The following is a 16,855-nucleotide window of genomic DNA, read 5'->3' on the forward strand; positions in this document are numbered from 1 at the left end:
ATTTCTTACTTGCGTATCCACCACAATATCAATGTCAACACTGCCGAGAACAACAATCCTGTCATTAACGGAAAATAAAAGCTGAAATTCTCGCGTTCAATATGAATATCGCCAGGCAAGCGACCTAATGGCAATTGCGACAACCAAGGCCACAATAAGCCCAAAACAAGTAGCAGGATTCCTAGGGAAATAAATAATTGTTGCATGGCGTATATTGTAATCAAATTAATTAAATCGATTCAATCTTGTTGTGGAAAGATCAACTGATCAGTTGAAAAACTCAATGCATCGGATTGTTGCTCAAACCAATCGTTCAATTCTTCGTAACCCCGGCTGTGCTTCCTAACAACCATAGATATGATTTGCCATAGCTCGTCACGAAAGCGGATAGTCTTCCCGGTCCAGTTCAAATACAACATACGTGCCGAGAACTTTGCACGGGTAAAGTCAATTGCAGATGCGTTCCAGAAGATAATCATGTTTTTAATAAAATACTTGAGTTAATTGATATAAGTCTTTCGTTATCAAATTCAACAACGAATCGTTACATGGCCAAACTAGCAAGACGTTGAAATACGTTATCGAGACGACTGATACAAGGCAAAAACAGGCGAGAAAGCTCAGTTTATGCTTAATAAATGAGTATTTTGAGCCTGTTGTTAACACCGTAACAGTAACGCAGATAGTTTTTCAACGGCCTGTTAGGTTCAAGCCTTTCAAAAATTATTGTGAAATAAGTGTGAAATATGTGTGAACTTTTTGTGAAGTTATCCGTCATAAGCAGTACAATATATTTTTTCAATTTCAATAATTTTTAAGCAAGGAGATGCTCATGACTACCAATCAAGTTTTTGCTATCACGGCTTTAGTCATTGTCGGGATATTTTTTGGAATCGTAGCGATGCTTGGATTACCACAATCAATTCTGGAATGGATAATCACTGATGGTGCGCTTGCAATCATCCTTTATATAAGCTACCTAGCAATAGGTGTATTCCAAGGACCTTCCAAGCCAAGAATGCGTTGATTTAAAAATCGGCACAAGAAAGCGTGTTAAGAGAATAACGACACTACACCTAGTGTGAGATTCGCTTAACACGCAATTTTAATAATCTTTACCTAAAAGGAGATTTTATGAAAACAAGTCAAATTTTTGCAATTTCAGCAGTAGTCATTACAGCCACATTTTTCGGTATTCTGTCGGTGTTTGACTTACCGGAATCTATGACGCAGTGGGTTATTTCTGATATAATTCTCGGCGCAATTTTGTACATCAATTATCTGGTAATTGTCATGCTAAGTAACACATCAAAAACCAGAACATACTACCCGAGCAAAAAAGTTATTGCATAAACTCTCCAATTTAATGGGGCTAAAGCAATTGAATATTTTGCATTAACCCCATCTCTTTAATTTATTCAGAACCCTGAACATCAATTAAGTTGGATGAATCATAGTTGCTTGAATCTTTCAGATGGCTGATCAAGCCAATGGATCAATCCTTGTGCATTCAACCGAATGTCCGAACTCAGAAGCTCATTGATTTCAGGCAACGGTAATTGACAACCGTGTTCTGACAACTTTTTCAACAGCAATTCGCTTAATGCTTTGGAAATGATTGCCTTTCTATCAGTTCCATTATTTTTTGCGCGTTGTGCAATTTCAACGTGCGCATCAATCAAATCATGCAGTGATTGCGCATGTTTTTCTAAACTACCGATCTGACTGTAATGCGTCAAATACGCATAATGCGGCTGATAGCTTATAATGCGGTCAATTGATGCATGTGCCGCTACAGGATCAAATTGCACAGGCGAGGTAGTCGGAAAGACAAATTCTCTTCCATCCACATCGAACTCACGATACGAAACTCCAAAAGTATCGCCCGTAAAAAAAGACTGGCTGCGTTCATCATAGATGCAATTATGATGACGTGCATGACCCGGCGTGTCGAGAAACAATAACGAGCGCCCATTGAGATCAATTCGACTCTCGTCAGGCGCTTCCACAATCCGTTCGACATCAATCGGAATAATCTCACCATACACACGCTTAAATTCAGCTTCTCCATAAACACTCATTGCACCGGCAACGAGTCGTGCCGGATTTGCCATATGGCTTGCTCCACGGGGATGGACAACTAGCTTGGCACGCGGAAAAAGTCGCATGCATTCACTTGCGCCGCCAGCATGATCGAGATGAATATGTGTCAAAATTACATAGGCCAAGTCTTCAGTAGCAATATTCTTTTGCTTGAGTGCTGCAACCACACCTGGAATGGAAAAAGATGTGCCTGTGTCCACTAATGCGGCCACTCCCTTTTCGACAATCAAATGTATCGCTGCTCGTCCAGGACGGTGAAACTGTGCATCAATGGCACTGATCCCATATTTATAATCGGTAACAAGTGATAATGACATATCTCTCCGGTTTTTTCGTAAAACTTACGCGTACATTGCGATTTAGAACGTTATTTTGTTGGATATTTTAATTGTTCCAGAATCGCTGGATTTTCCAGCGTGGAAATATCCTGAGTAATTTCTTCGCCTTTGGCAAGTGTGCGCAACAGTCGGCGCATAATTTTACCAGATCGGGTTTTTGGTAGATTTTCTCCAAAGCGAACTTCATCAGGTTTCGCAATTGGGCCAATCTCTTTGGCTACCCATTCGCGCAAAGTATGGGCAATCTGCTCAATTTCCTTTCCATGCGGATATTGACCTTTTAACACCACAAAAGCTATTACGGACTCTCCCTTAACTTCATGCGGCTTGCCAACCACAGCGGCCTCCGCAACTAATGGATGCGCTACTAGCGCCGATTCAATTTCCATCGTTCCCAACCTGTGTCCTGATACGTTCAGCACATCGTCAACACGCCCCATGATCCAGAAATAACCCTCCTTATCACGATACGCGGAATCACCCGCCAGATAATATTTTCCGTGACAAATTTCGTCTGGAAAATAAGTCGTTCTGAAACGTTCCGGATCACTCCAGAGAGTACGTACTTGCGAAGGAAAAGGTTTTTTGATCACTAGAAAACCGCCCTTGCCGTTTTCAACATCCTGCCCAGTTTCGTCAATAACAGCCGCGGAAATTCCTGGCAAAGGAAAAGTGCATGAGCCGGGTTTGAGCGCGACCGCTCCTGGCATTGGCGCAATCGTATGACTACCTGTTTCCGTTTGCCACCAGGTATCCACAATCGGACAACGTGACCGCCCCACTTTTTCATAAAACCATATCCATGCTTCTGGATTAATCGGTTCACCTACTGAGCCCAGCAAACGCAATGATGAAAGTTCAAATTGTTCCGGCAAATCAGCACCCAGCTTAATCAATGACCGAATTGCAGTAGGCGCCGTGTAAAATGTCGTGACTTGATGTTTCTGAATAATTTCCCAAAAACGTCCGGCATGAGGATAGGTAGGTATTCCTTCAAAAATCACTTGGGTAGCACCCATCGCCAGAGGCCCATAAGCAACATAACTATGACCGGTAATCCAACCAACATCGGCAGTACACCAAAATACATCTGTAGGTTTATAGTCAAAAACCCATTGCATACTTACCTTAGTTCCAAGTAAATACCCTGCGCTGGAGTGCTGAACACCCTTAGGCTTGCCAGTAGATCCAGAGGTATACAGTGTGAACAATGGATGTTCAGCACTTACCCATTCGGGTTCACATTGGGAGCTGGCATTTTTCGTAAGCTCATGCCACCAGACATCACGCGCAGGATTAAATTCTATGTCCGCACCTGTTCGTTGATAAATCACAACCAATCGCACAGAAATATCGTCAGTCTTACTCAAGGCTTCATCAACAATTGCTTTGAGTGGATTTCGTTTACCGCCGCGTATCTGCTCATCGGCTGTAATAACTGCAACTGCACCGGCATCATGGATGCGTTCATGCAGGCTTTTGGCCGAAAAACCACCAAACACCACCGAATGAATTGCGCCAATGCGCGCGCAAGCCTGCATCGCAATAACCGCTTCAGTGCGCATTGGCATATATATGACAACTCGATCACCTTTTCTGATATTTTGTGATTTCAATGCATTGGCAAGCTGACAAACTCGTTGATGAAGGTCATGGTATGTTGTTCGTATTACTTCACCGTCATCGGATTCAAAAATGATGGCGATTTTATCGCCTTGCTTTTCCAAATGTCGATCAAGACAATTATAAGAAACGTTTAACTCACCATCGCCGAACCATTCAAAAAACGGTGCTTTCTGATCATTCAGTACTTGCGTAAAAGGCTTATGCCATACGATTTGTTCTCTTGCTCGATTTGCCCAAAATTTCTGATAATCCTGTTCAGCTTCCGCACATAAAGCTTCATATGCCTGGAAACTGGGTATGTTAGCTTTGCTGGCAAACGCGTCAGATGGTGGAAAAACTCGAGCCTCATTTAATATTGATTCAATGGTCGACATGCTTAATCTCCAGTTTCAGTACTAAATATTTCAATATAGTGGATCAGGATTGTATCATTGGCTCCCAATCGATACGGAACTCTTATTTTTAGAGATAGCAAATTGCGCATAGCTTATGGAATCTCTCAAATTGGCTGAAAGCAGAAACACGAACAATAACGCCGAAAATCGCTAAGGCACTGCCATTTTCGAAGTAAGTTTATGTTTCATATTTTATAAATATTTGTTAAAATTAACGTAGTAGTTGGGGTGGGCTTTTTCAGCCCATTTTTTATTTGTGGTGGAGCTATGGCACTGGAAGAATTACTGGAATCAACTCTGGAAGGCATGGGCTATGAGTTGGTTGAAGTGGAGCGATCAGCACACAACAAATTGCTAAGAATATTTGTAGATAAGGCAGGAGGCATATGCATTGATGATTGCGTGACCATCAGCAATCACTTGAGCCGATTACTGGTGGTTGAGAATATTGATTATGGTCGATTAGAAGTTTCATCGCCGGGGCTCGACAGACCTTTACGAAAAGAAGCAGATTTCCTTCGATTTAGAGGAGAAGCAGTCAAATTAAAGCTGCGTGTCCCTTTACAAGGTCAAAAAAATTTTGTTGGAATTTTACGAGAAGTGGATAATGGCATTATAAAACTTGAAACCGAAGGAAAGATATTAGACATTGAATTAAGTAACCTTGGAAAAGCTCGTTTGGTTCCAAAATTGTAGGATAGAGATTTGACTGGAGGATTATGAGCCGCGAAATATTACTGTTAGTTGATGCATTAGCGCGTGAGAAAGCAGTTGAAAAAGAAATTGTTTTTACAGCGCTGGAGCTTGCATTATCATCCGCTACCAAGAAACGGTTTCAAGAAGATATTGAAACACGCATTGCTATCGACAGATTAACAGGAAATCACCAATCTTTCCGCCGTTGGCTGGTTGTAAGCGACGAATCGGTGGAAGATCCAGCACGTCAGATTGCTTTAAGTGAAGCAATAAAAACGGATGTTAATATCCAAGTCGGCGATTATCTTGAAAAAACACTGGAGCCCATTGAATTCGGTCGTATCGGAGCGCAAGCAGCAAAACAGGTAATTTTCCAAAAAATTCGTGATGCGGAACGTGAACAAACTTTGAATGACTTTCTTGAACGAGAAGATTATTTAATTAACGGCACGATCAAACGCATGGAACGCGGCAATGCCATTATTGAATCAGGAAAAATTGAGGCGGAATTGCCGCGCGACCAGATGATACCGAAAGAAAACTTGCGTGTCGGTGATCGTGTGCGCGCCTATTTATACAAAGTTGATCGCGCTGCCAGAGGACCTCAGCTAAAACTCTCACGTATCTCTCCAGAATTTCTGATGAAGTTATTTGAATTGGAAGTACCAGAGATTGAAGAAGGCTTATTAGAAATTAAAGCAGCAGCACGCGACCCCGGATCGCGCGCCAAGATTGCCGTGAAATCGAACGATCAGCGTGTTGACCCAATCGGAACCTGTGTTGGTATGCGTGGATCTCGAGTGCAGGCAGTTATTAGCGAACTGGCTGGCGAGCGTGTTGATATCATCCTGTGGGCTGATGATCCTGCCACTTTTATAATTAATGCACTAGCACCCGCAGAAATCAGCAGCATCATGGTTGATGAAGAAAAACACAGCATGGATATTGTTGTTGATGATGATAACCTGGCTCAAGCTATCGGGCGGGGTGGGCAAAACGTACGATTAGCTTCCGAGCTGACAGGTTGGGAGCTCAATATCATGACCGTAGAGGAATCTAAAACCAAACACGAACAGGAAACATCCCAAATCTGTCAACTTTTTATGCAAAAACTGGATGTTGATGAAGAAATTGCAGAAATACTTGTGCAAGAGGGTTTTGTTTCTATTGAAGAAGTAGCCTACGTTCCGTTAAACGAGATGCTGGAAATCGAATCCTTGGATGAAGAAACAGTAAATGAGTTACGAAATCGAGCAAGAAATGTATTGTTAACAGATGCTATTGTTAATGAAGAAAAAGTTGAACATATTGCTGAGGATTTGCTTTCCATCGAAGGCATGGATATCAATATTATCCGAGAATTAGCAGCAAAAGGTATTAAGACTCAAGCTGATTTAGCTGATTTGGCTGCTGATGACTTGGTAGAGATAACTGGTATTGATATTGAACGTGCAAATCAATTAATTATCAAAGCACGTGAACCATGGTTTATTTAATTTTAATAACTGGTTGATAATGGATTGATCGGTTTATTTATTTTATAGTGAAACCTGTCTGTAGTTCTGACTGTTGAAAGGTTATAAATGGCTCAAATGAGTGTGGAACAATTTGCGAATGAACTGGGTCTGCTACCAGCAGTACTGCTGGAGCAGCTTAGGGCTGCTGGCGTAAAAAAAATGGTAGTCGAAGACAGTCTGACCGAGCAAGATAAAGCACTGTTACTTGATTATCTTAGAAAAACACACGGCACAACCGAAACCAAAAGTAAAGTTACTCTGACACGCCGACAAACCTCTGAAATTCGAAAATCTGACAGTACCGGCCGAGCACGGACCATTCAAGTAGAAGTCAGAAAAAGGCGCATCCTTACGAAGCCAGCAATGGCTGCAGATGCAGATGTCGATGCCATACCGACAACAACAAGCAAATCACTAGATGTTACAAATCAACCTGCTTCTGGATCTGTGATTGATGAAGATCAACTCGCGTTACGCAATGAAGAAGCAAGAAAACAAGCGGAATTGATGGCTCGCCAGGCTGAAGAAGTAAGACAAAAAAGAGCACGCAAAAACTTAGAAACGACCGATCAAACGCAAAAGAAAATAGCTGAATCGGAAAAAATTATTGATAAAACTCCAACTACAATAAAATCACAGCCATCAGACTCGACTAAGTCTGTAACTGATGAGCACTTAATCACTGCAAAGACCAATGAAAGTGAGCAACAGAGCAATTTAGACTCACAATCCAGCTCGACTGACGGCACATTACATAAGCCTATAGTAAAGCCTGAAGAAAAAGCGGATAAGAAAAAGAAGCAAGCCAAACAGCAAGTCATTTGGAAAGATGAAAATGCCAAGAAGCGAGGTGTTAAAACTCATGGCGATCTTTCCGGTGGGCAGGGTTGGAGAACTCGTAGAGAGAAGCATAGTAAACCTGTACACGCTGCTGAGGAACAAAATATTCATGGATTCTCCGCCCCGACTGAGCCGATTGTGCGCGAAATCATGGTTCCGGAAACCATATCCGTGAGTGGGCTTGCGCAGAAAATGTCGGTCAAAGCTGCTGACGTTATCAAGGTATTAATGAAAATGGGCAGCATGGTGACGATCAATCAAATGTTGGATCAAGACACTGCCATGATTGTCGTTGAAGAAATGGGGCATATTCCAAAATATGCCGAAATGGATAATCCAGAGAGTTTCCTTACTGATCATGAATCTTCGATAACTGAGTCCGAATTGGTAGCCCGAGCTCCCGTAGTCACTGTTATGGGACATGTGGATCATGGAAAAACTTCGTTGTTGGATTATATTCGTCGTACGCGTGTTGCCGGGGGCGAGGCTGGAGGCATTACCCAGCATATTGGCGCCTATCATGTAGAAACTGATCATGGCATGATTACTTTCCTGGATACACCCGGTCATGAAGCATTTACCGCAATGCGTGCCCGCGGCACAAAAATTACCGATATTGTTATTCTCGTAGTCGCTGCAGATGACGGTGTTATGCCTCAAACTATTGAAGCTATTCATCATGCAAAAGCGGCAAAGCTGCCTATTATTGTAGCAGTTAATAAGATTGACAAGCCGGAAGCAAATCCCGAAAGAATTCGGCAGGAATTGATTGCCCACGAGGTTCTGCCTGAAGAATGGGGGGGGGATACAATGTTCGTTGAAGTTTCGGCAAAATCCGGTCAAGGTATTGATAACTTACTGGAAGCTATATTGCTGCAAGCTGAAGTATTGGAACTCAAGGCACCAACCAACACGCCTGCCAAGGGGGTTGTGATTGAATCTCGTTTGGATAAAGGGCGTGGACCCGTCGCTACAATCCTGGTGCAATCAGGAATGTTAAATCGTGGCGATATACTAATAGCGGGTGCGGTATTTGGCAAGGTGCGGGCCATGAGCGATGAAAATGGCAAAAACATAAAACAAGCTGGAACATCTATTCCAGTTGAAATTCAAGGCTTATCCGAAGTACCCGAGGCTGGCGAGACGGTGCTAGTGCTGGACGATGAGCGGAAAGCACGAGAAATTGCATTATTTCGCCAAGGTAAATACCGGGATGTAAAATTTGCCAAACAACATGCCGCAAAACTTGAAAACGTTTTTGATCAACAAGAAGATGTAAAAATTCTATCGCTGATCATTAAAGCTGATGTTCAAGGATCCTGTGAAGCTTTGGCATATGCCTTGCAAAAACTTGCAACCGATGAAGTCAAAGTCAATATCATTCACAGCGGAGTGGGGGCAATCATTGAATCAGACGTCAATCTATCTTTAGCATCAAAAGCTGTGATTATCGGTTTTAATGTTCGTGCGGATGTAAGTGCGCGCAAATTGATAGCGTCCAACGACATTGATGTGCGGTATTACAATATTATTTATGAAGCAGTCGATGAGATAAAAGCGGCACTCTCAGGATTGATGTCGCCTGAACGTAAAGAAAGCATCCTGGGTTTGATTGACATTCGTGAAGTTTATCGCATACCTAAAGTTGGTGTAGTCGCAGGATGTTACGTCTTGGATGGCACTGTCAAAAAAAATTCATTGGTCAGAGTACTGCGAGATGGCTTGGTAATCCATAGTTGCGAGCTGGATTCACTGAAGCGTTTTAAAGATGATGTGAAAGAAGTTAGAGAAGGCTTTGAATGTGGTTTATCGCTCAAGAATTTTAATGATATTCAAGTAGGCGATCAATTGGAAATCTATGAAATTGTCGAAACTGCACGTTTCCTGTAACGAGCGTTTATACGACCTATAGCACATGTCCAGAGATTTTTCCCGTAGCTTACGAATTGCTGACCAAATACAGCGCGAAATAGCTGACTTAATACAAAATGAAATCAAGGACCCGCGCGTCAAGCATATTACAATTACGGCCGTCGAAGTAACTCGTGATTATAGTCACGCCAAGATTTTTTACACCACATTAGTTCAGCGGGATGAAAATTTTCTGATAGAGAAAGGTCTGGAGCACGCTAAAGGTTTTTTGCGCTCAAACTTATCTCACCGTATGAAACTCCGCGTTGTACCACAATTACATTTTGTTTATGATGAGTCGGTTGAGCGTGGCTTCCGCTTGTCAAAATTAATCGATGAAGCCATTGCTCAAGAAAAAGACATCCATCAAACAGATTCAGACAACTAATCAATTTCAATTGATTAGTTGTAAACATTTCATTGAATAATTTGAGTAAACCAAGAAAACGTAATATTAGTGGCGTTTTATTATTGGATAAGCCCTATGGAATTTCATCCAATAAGGCATTACAAATAGCAAAAAATTTCTTCTTTGCTGCCAAATGTGGGCATACCGGCACACTGGATCCTATGGCAACCGGATTACTCCCGATTTGTTTTGGTGAAGCCACCAAGTTCTCGTCGATATTGCTGAACGCCAACAAAACCTATGAAGCAACATTGAAAGTTGGCTATATAAGCACTACAGGGGATGCGGAAGGCATAATCACTCAGGTTACAACAATTGCTCAGAATCCGACATTACATGAGTGTCAACAGACACTTACGCAATTCATCGGCAAAACAAAACAAGTACCTCCTATGTTTAGCGCACTTAAACATCAGGGTAAACCACTCTATTCTTATGCAAGAAATGGTGAAGTCATTGAGCGTCAGGAACGCGAAATAGTCATTCATGGAATTCAAATTCAGTCACTTAGCCAAAATGAATTGCAGTTAGAAATTCAATGCGGCACTGGCACTTACATCCGGGTACTTGCTGAAGACATTGGCAAAGCACTTGGATACGGCGGTGCTTATTTGACTGGTTTACGCCGTACTGTAATTAATCGTTTTGATCTATCACTAGCACACTCCTTAATCGCGCTTGAAAATATGAGCGTACCTGAGCGGGACAATTCATTATTCCCTATCGATTATTTGTTACAAGATTATCCATCAGTCATTTTAGACCAATTAGGTGCTTTACATATACAGCAGGGCCGCAACATTTTATGTCCATCAGACATCCATATAACGAAGAAGGATGAAAGACTAGTACGATTATATACCGAGCAGCATCAATTCTTGGGGCTGGGAGAAATTACAACAGAACAAACAATCGCACCCAAGCGGTTGCTTTCAGATGCTTATTTACTAGAATATGCAGCACAGAATCTTCCCGGATAAGGTAAAATTTTTTGTTCTTAACAGATCAATTACGTCAGCAATCTCGTTACCGATGTGACAAGATAGCTTCAAAATCAACTTGTATTTAGGTGCGATAATTTTCTCTTAATGATTCATAAGCTCAGTTGTTGAGTCTGGTATCAGATTACATTTATTAATTTAGTGAGCGCTGCTATGACGTGAAGTATCACTATCTAGCGCAACAGCAAATAAATCATGTGCATCCGAGCCAGTAACTTGAACTTCGATGAAATCACCGGGCTGCATCTGTTCGGCATTTTTTACATAAACCAATCCATCAATTTCCGGCGCATCCGCACTACTACGAGCAATCACCTCATTCTCAGTCAATTCGTCAATCATGACCGTCATTTTTTGGCCTACTTTCGCAGCCAATCGAAGGCGGCTGATCTCTTCCTGTCTATGCATGAAACGTGCTCGACGCTCTTGTTTGATTGCCTCGGGTATGTGATCAGGCAATTGATTGGCAACAGCACCCTCAACTGGAGAATACGTAAAGCAACCGACTCGATCCAATTGCGCTTCCTGTAAAAAGTCTAAAAGATCTTCAAATTCCGCCTCTGTTTCACCCGGAAAGCCGACAATGAAGGTACTCCGCAATGTAATATCAGGACAAATTTTCCGCCATTGTTGAATTCGCGCCAAATTATTCTCAACACTTGCCGGCCGCTTCATCATTTTCAGAATGCGTGGACTTGCATGCTGGAACGGCACATCTAAATAAGGTAAAATTTTTCCATCGGCCATCAGCGGAATGACTTCATTCACATGCGGATAAGGATAAACATAGTGCAACCGCACCCACACACCCAACGACCCCAAGGCCTGCGTAAGCTCGGTTAGGCGTGTTCTCACTGGCCTCCCTTGCCAAAAACCAGTTCGATATTTCACGTCAACGCCGTATGCACTGGTATCTTGCGAAATAATCAATAATTCTTTAACACCGGCATTAACTAAGTGTTCGGCTTCCTGCATCACCTGATGAATTGGACGGCTAACCAAATCACCACGCATTGACGGGATAATACAAAACGTGCACCGATGATTACATCCCTCGGAAATTTTCACATACGCATAATGTTTCGGTGTTAACCGAACTCCCTGCGGTGGAATCAAGCTAATATAAGGATCATGGGGTTGCGGCAAATGCGTATGTATAGCGGACATGACTTCCGGCAATGCATGAGGTCCGGTAACTGCCAGCACTTGAGGGTGCGCTTTTTTGACCACATCACCATCTTCTTTAGCGCCGAGGCAGCCTGTCACTATCACTTTACCATTTTCTGCCAGAGCTTCACCAATGGCATCCAGAGATTCTTCAACAGCACTATCAATAAACCCGCACGTATTGACCACGACCAGATCGGCATCTTGGTATGAAGCCGATATTTCATAACCTTCGGCACGTAACTGAGTCAATATTTGCTCGGAGTCAACCAGGGCCTTGGGACACCCTAGAGAGACGAAACCAACTTTCTGTGAAACCTGCTTAGCTGACGACATAAAATATTTAGTTTGGAATAGCTATTGTGAAAACATCGAATTGTATCTGAATACGAATTAAAACAATTCTTTTCTGTCATTCCGCAATAAAAAGTAACCATATAATCTTTTAGAAAGGGGTGACAATTGAGTCATACATGCTACAGACTCGAAAAGAGCCATCGAGAGACTAATTAGAGCTTCAACGAGGATTGATTACCTAGATCCGATAAATCTGGCTGCATCAATAATCGACCAGAGATGAAAAATTCCGGCAATTACTGCGGGAATAATCAGTACCGCAAAAAAATAGCCAGTACCACAAATAACAAAAAACAAAAAAGCTGGCAGCAAACGCCCCTGTACTAACTGTCCTAATCCCGGTATAAAAAAACTGCATACTGCAGCTATAACATTTCCACCCGATCCCTGCCCTGCCATTATTCATCCTCTTTATTTATTACACCAGCTTATTTTGCGTACCAGTCGTTTCTTCACCTTTAGGTGTGAGTTCATAATCGATACCAACCATATCTCCCGCCATCTTTTTTTCGCGTATTTCATCCACACTTGCTAATTTGTCTAATCGCTGCGTTGTTTCCTGAGTCAATTGATCAAGCTTTTTGATTGACTCGGCTGACAGCGTACTATTTCTATCAATCTCCAATTTGAAGAAATGTAGATTGTTCAAGAAATTGCCAATAATATCATGTACCGTTCTCATAGTCGCTTTGAGCATTTTTAATTTTTCTTGCTGAATCTCTGTTTCTATTCTCGACTGTAAGTTTCTTAGTCGCTCTTGATGTAATTGGTTAATGCTGTCGCGCTGCGACAATGTCAAAATGGTTGTGACCCAGATTGCCAAAATACTCAGAAAACGATTGATATAAATTTGATATGTATCGACATCACCTGGCGGCGATCCTACATATCCGATCCAAACTAGTACGGTACATAGCATTGCGGCCGCTATGGTGAAGCGTTTGTAAGGTGATTTTAATGAAATTAAGATTACAATGATATAGGGGACTCCACTGGCAATACCCAGTGGGGTTATAAAATCAACCATTAAAATCAATAGTGCACTTAACCCGCACCACAAATTAACAATTACTGTAGTAGATTTACTCACGTCGAAAGCAGTTTTATCAATCTAGGGTAGATTAATCATTAGCACTATACTTAACTAATAGCCGGAAAATTCGTACGTCTTAAGAATGAGCGATAATTCATCTTTAGTCAAAGTATTATATGCTGACGAGCCATTTTCAGTTTTTCTCACCTCTTTATAAAGTTGAATAAGATATTAATTCTGGTAATGAAAAGGAAAGAGACTAACTTGCAGGATTCGCAAAAGCGATATAAAACAGAGTGGGCCTGTGCACTAACCCGTTGTTTTGGTAACACTGGTCTCAAGATTTCCGTTGTCTTCACTGCGTTTATCCTAACAAATCAACATATCATGAACTACAGTTAACAGGCCGTAGGAAAAACGTTTTCGAAACAGTTGATACAAGGCAGAAACAGGCAAAAAAGCGCAGTTTGTACTTAATAAACGGGCATTTTGGGCCTGTTATAACACCGTATCAGAAACGCAGATGGTTTTCAACGGCCTGTCAAACAACATCTTTCTCCTGATCAACAGATGCGCAGCAGTGCATTGCGTTTAGTAGCAGAGATTAGTGAAACGCAGGGTCATCCCGCACATGTGACCCCTCCCGAAAAAAGCAGGCAATGATTACCTTGGTTATAAAATAGTCATCGGCAACCTCAAGGCTTATTTGTCGGGTATATAGCACGGCGTATCGTCACAATATATTACACCTGTAACTCAATGAATTTTGCTAATGTTTCAACCGACAGATAAGGAAAATCGAACTACTCTCGGGATTAATCAATACAAGTTTGATTCATTCCCTAATTAAACTGCAAATGACATAGAGCCATAAAATATTATGATCGCTTTGAAGCTAGCATCAGTTTTTCTGCTTCTTTCAGCAAGAACACTCTAAATGCATTTGCAACACTGGATAAACGTTTATTTTTCCGATTTACGACATGCCAATAACGCACAATGGGAAAACCTTGAACATCCAGAATTTTCAACCGATTCGTTTCAATTTCCAGTTCCGCAGTATGCTGCGACATAATGCCCAAACCCATGCCTGCTTGCACAGCTTGTTTGATAGCTTCAGTCGTGTCTGTTTCCATGCCTTTATTGATCGTGATTTTATGTGCGGCGAAAAAGCGTTCCATGGCACTGCGTGTGCCGGAACCGGATTCCCGCACTAAAAAGATCTCCTCGGCCAATCGTTCTACCGGAATAAATCGCTCACTACACAATGGATGATCCGGTGGCGCCACAACAACCAATGGATTCTCCATGAAAGATTCACTGTCAATATCCAGATTCTCGGGAGGCTGCCCCATGATCGCAAGATCAATCAAATTATCCGCCAATTGTTTTAAAACTGCTTCACGATTAGAAACATTTAAACTCACTGTAACACCTTGGTAACGCTGGCAGAATTTAGCTAATAAATGTGGCGCGAAATAATTCGCCGTAGTGACAACTGAAATATTTAGCTTGCCACGCTCCATCCCTTTTAATTCATCTAATGCCACTTCCATATCCGATAATTGCTGGGCAATTAATCGACTGTAATGATACAGTTCACGCCCTGCTTCGGTCAGATAAATTCGTTTACCAAGTTGCTCTAATAATGGTACGCCAATGTTGTTTTCCAATTGTCTAATCTGCATAGAAACAGCAGGTTGGGTCAAATAAAGCTCATCAGCCGCACGCGAATAACTCAGGTGCCGAGCAACCGATTCAAATACTTGCAATTGACGTAATGTAAGATGCAGCATGTATAGAATAATATAAGTAAAACCTTATTATACATATCAATATTATTGATTTGTCCTTATATATAAATAACGTTATAGTTGATCCATCGTTTTAAGTAGTCATATGTGTTGTTTGTAACGCAACCTCCTCTCGTTTCTGTCCGAGCTGTTGACTGAAGTTGAGTGGAATTTAACTGGAGAAAAATTATGGCAGTAAAAACATATAATGCAGGTGTAAAAGAATATCGACAAACTTACTGGACCCCTGATTACACCCCATTAGATACAGATATTCTGGCTTGTTTTAAAATTACGCCACAACCCGGAGTACCTCGTGAAGAAGTAGCAGCCGCTGTAGCTGCAGAATCTTCTACAGGCACCTGGACTACGGTATGGACCGATCTGCTGACCGATTTAGATTACTACAAAGGGCGTGCTTATAAGATTGAAGACGTGCCTGGAGACGACACTTGTTTTTATGCTTTCATAGCTTACCCAATCGATTTGTTTGAAGAAGGTTCTGTAGTTAACGTATTAACCTCGCTCGTAGGTAACGTATTTGGTTTTAAAGCACTGCGTGCATTGCGTTTGGAAGATGTCCGTTTCCCGATTGCTTATGTCAAAACCTGCGGTGGACCTCCTGCAGGTATTCAAGTGGAACGCGATCGCTTTAATAAGTATGGCCGCGCGCTATTGGGATGTACCATTAAGCCTAAACTCGGTCTATCTGCAAAGAACTACGGCCGTGCCGTATACGAATGTCTGCGCGGCGGCTTGGATCTGACTAAGGACGATGAGAACATTAACAGCCAACCTTTCATGCGCTGGCGCGATCGTTTTGAATTCGTGGTGGAAGCTTGCCAGAAAGCCGAGCGAGAAACCGGGGAACGTAAAGGCCACTATCTTAACGTAACCGCGCCCACTCCAGAAGAAATGTATAAACGCGCAGAGTTTGCTAAGGAATTAGGCGCGCCAATCATCATGCATGACTACTTAACGGGTGGTTTGACAGCCAATACGGGTCTGGCAAACTGGTGCCGCAACAATGGAATGCTGCTGCACATTCACCGCGCTATGCACGCTGTGCTCGATCGCAATCCGCATCATGGTATTCACTTCCGCGTCTTAACCAAGGTGCTTCGTTTATCGGGTGGCGATCACCTGCATTCAGGTACTGTGGTCGGCAAACTGGAAGGTGACCGCGCAGCAACTCTTGGCTGGATCGATACCATGCGCGATAAATTCATCAAGGAAGACCGCAGTCGCGGTTTGTTCTTCGACCAGGACTGGGGATCTATGCCAGGAGTATTCCCGGTTGCTTCAGGTGGTATTCACGTTTGGCATATGCCTGCACTGGTCGCGATCTTCGGTGACGATGCCTGCTTGCAGTTTGGCGGTGGTACCTTGGGCCATCCATGGGGTAACGCTGCTGGTGCTGCTGCTAACCGGGTCGCATTAGAAGCCTGCGTAGAAGCACGTAACCAAGGTGTTGAAATCGAAAAAGAAGGCAAAACTATTCTGACCAAGGCAGCCAAAAGCAGTCCTGAACTAAAAATTGCCATGGAAACATGGAAAGAGATTAAGTTCGAGTTTGATACTGTTGACAAGCTAGATGTAGCCCACAAGTAAGCAATGCATAACTGAAGGAGAAGGGCTGATGGTTCACCATGCTTTTCTTCTTCATCTC

At 42.4% G+C, this 16,855-nt stretch carries 16 protein-coding genes; 8 read left to right on the forward strand and 8 right to left on the reverse strand.

Annotation, left to right across the window (positions count from 1 at the left end):
* Positions 1–5: 5 nt before the first annotated feature.
* Together C7H79_RS06430 and C7H79_RS06435 are read right to left on the reverse strand one after the other, a co-directional pair.
* The gene (locus C7H79_RS06430) at positions 6–206 is read right to left on the reverse strand and encodes a DUF2905 domain-containing protein (RefSeq protein ID WP_106706473.1); all 201 of its coding nucleotides are present in this window, start codon (positions 204–206) and stop codon (positions 6–8) included.
* 33 nt (positions 207–239) lie between these two features.
* A complete protein-coding gene (locus C7H79_RS06435) occupies positions 240–479 on the reverse strand; it encodes a hypothetical protein (RefSeq protein WP_106706474.1) in 240 nt (79 codons plus the stop codon).
* A gap of 353 nt (positions 480–832) precedes the next feature.
* Between C7H79_RS06435 and C7H79_RS06440 the strand changes: the two genes are divergently transcribed.
* Both C7H79_RS06440 and C7H79_RS06445 read left to right on the forward strand, forming a co-directional pair.
* A complete protein-coding gene (locus C7H79_RS06440; RefSeq protein WP_106706475.1) occupies positions 833–1,027 on the forward strand; it encodes a C4-dicarboxylate ABC transporter in 195 nt (64 codons plus the stop codon).
* A gap of 107 nt (positions 1,028–1,134) precedes the next feature.
* Positions 1,135–1,353 carry a C4-dicarboxylate ABC transporter gene (locus tag C7H79_RS06445; RefSeq protein ID WP_106706476.1) on the forward strand — a complete coding sequence of 73 codons (219 nt, stop codon included), beginning with the start codon at positions 1,135–1,137 and terminating at the stop codon, positions 1,351–1,353.
* Positions 1,354–1,451: 98 nt separating this feature from the next.
* Here the strand turns inward: C7H79_RS06445 and C7H79_RS06450 are convergent, their stop codons facing one another.
* Both C7H79_RS06450 and acs read right to left on the reverse strand, forming a co-directional pair.
* Positions 1,452–2,420, reverse strand: a complete 969-nt coding sequence (locus C7H79_RS06450; protein ID WP_106706477.1) for an MBL fold metallo-hydrolase — start codon at positions 2,418–2,420, stop codon at positions 1,452–1,454.
* 50 nt (positions 2,421–2,470) lie between these two features.
* A complete protein-coding gene (gene acs / locus C7H79_RS06455) occupies positions 2,471–4,441 on the reverse strand; it encodes an acetate--CoA ligase (protein WP_106706478.1) in 1,971 nt (656 codons plus the stop codon).
* 288 nt (positions 4,442–4,729) lie between these two features.
* On the opposite strand from acs, the gene rimP reads away from it, so the two are divergent.
* The 5 genes from rimP (at position 4,730) to truB (ending at position 10,815) form a co-directional block, all read left to right on the forward strand.
* Entirely contained in the window at positions 4,730–5,158 is a 429-nt protein-coding gene (rimP, locus tag C7H79_RS06460) for a ribosome maturation factor RimP (RefSeq protein WP_106706479.1), read from the forward strand.
* A 23-nt stretch (positions 5,159–5,181) separates the two neighbouring features.
* Positions 5,182–6,654: a transcription termination factor NusA gene (nusA, locus tag C7H79_RS06465; protein ID WP_106706480.1), complete on the forward strand. Its 1,473-nt coding sequence runs from the start codon at positions 5,182–5,184 to the stop codon at positions 6,652–6,654.
* A gap of 87 nt (positions 6,655–6,741) precedes the next feature.
* Positions 6,742–9,405, forward strand: coding sequence for a translation initiation factor IF-2 (gene infB / locus C7H79_RS06470; RefSeq protein ID WP_106706481.1), 2,664 nt, complete (start codon positions 6,742–6,744; stop codon positions 9,403–9,405).
* Positions 9,406–9,430: 25 nt separating this feature from the next.
* Positions 9,431–9,814, forward strand: coding sequence for a 30S ribosome-binding factor RbfA (rbfA, locus tag C7H79_RS06475; RefSeq protein ID WP_106706482.1), 384 nt, complete (start codon positions 9,431–9,433; stop codon positions 9,812–9,814).
* 41 nt (positions 9,815–9,855) lie between these two features.
* A complete protein-coding gene (gene truB / locus C7H79_RS06480) occupies positions 9,856–10,815 on the forward strand; it encodes a tRNA pseudouridine(55) synthase TruB (RefSeq protein ID WP_106706483.1) in 960 nt (319 codons plus the stop codon).
* A gap of 159 nt (positions 10,816–10,974) precedes the next feature.
* On the opposite strand, the gene rimO is transcribed toward truB, so the two are convergent.
* From rimO to C7H79_RS06500, 4 genes are all read right to left on the reverse strand, one after another.
* A complete protein-coding gene (gene rimO / locus C7H79_RS06485; RefSeq protein ID WP_106706484.1) occupies positions 10,975–12,339 on the reverse strand; it encodes a 30S ribosomal protein S12 methylthiotransferase RimO in 1,365 nt (454 codons plus the stop codon).
* 195 nt (positions 12,340–12,534) lie between these two features.
* Entirely contained in the window at positions 12,535–12,759 is a 225-nt protein-coding gene (locus C7H79_RS06490; protein ID WP_106706485.1) for a hypothetical protein, read from the reverse strand.
* A gap of 19 nt (positions 12,760–12,778) precedes the next feature.
* Positions 12,779–13,387 carry a DUF1003 domain-containing protein gene (locus C7H79_RS06495; protein ID WP_242447175.1) on the reverse strand — a complete coding sequence of 203 codons (609 nt, stop codon included), beginning with the start codon at positions 13,385–13,387 and terminating at the stop codon, positions 12,779–12,781.
* An 884-nt stretch (positions 13,388–14,271) separates the two neighbouring features.
* Positions 14,272–15,189 carry a LysR family transcriptional regulator gene (locus C7H79_RS06500; RefSeq protein WP_106706487.1) on the reverse strand — a complete coding sequence of 306 codons (918 nt, stop codon included), beginning with the start codon at positions 15,187–15,189 and terminating at the stop codon, positions 14,272–14,274.
* A gap of 186 nt (positions 15,190–15,375) precedes the next feature.
* Here C7H79_RS06500 and C7H79_RS06505 point away from each other — a divergent pair, with 186 nt between their 5' ends.
* Positions 15,376–16,797 (forward strand): form I ribulose bisphosphate carboxylase large subunit, encoded by a 1,422-nt coding sequence (locus C7H79_RS06505; protein ID WP_106706488.1) that lies wholly within the window; start codon positions 15,376–15,378, stop codon positions 16,795–16,797.
* Positions 16,798–16,855 lie beyond the last annotated feature (58 nt).

Source organism: Nitrosomonas supralitoralis, assembly GCF_003011925.2.
In the GTDB taxonomy this organism is placed as follows: Bacteria; Pseudomonadota; Gammaproteobacteria; order Burkholderiales; family Nitrosomonadaceae; genus Nitrosomonas; species Nitrosomonas supralitoralis.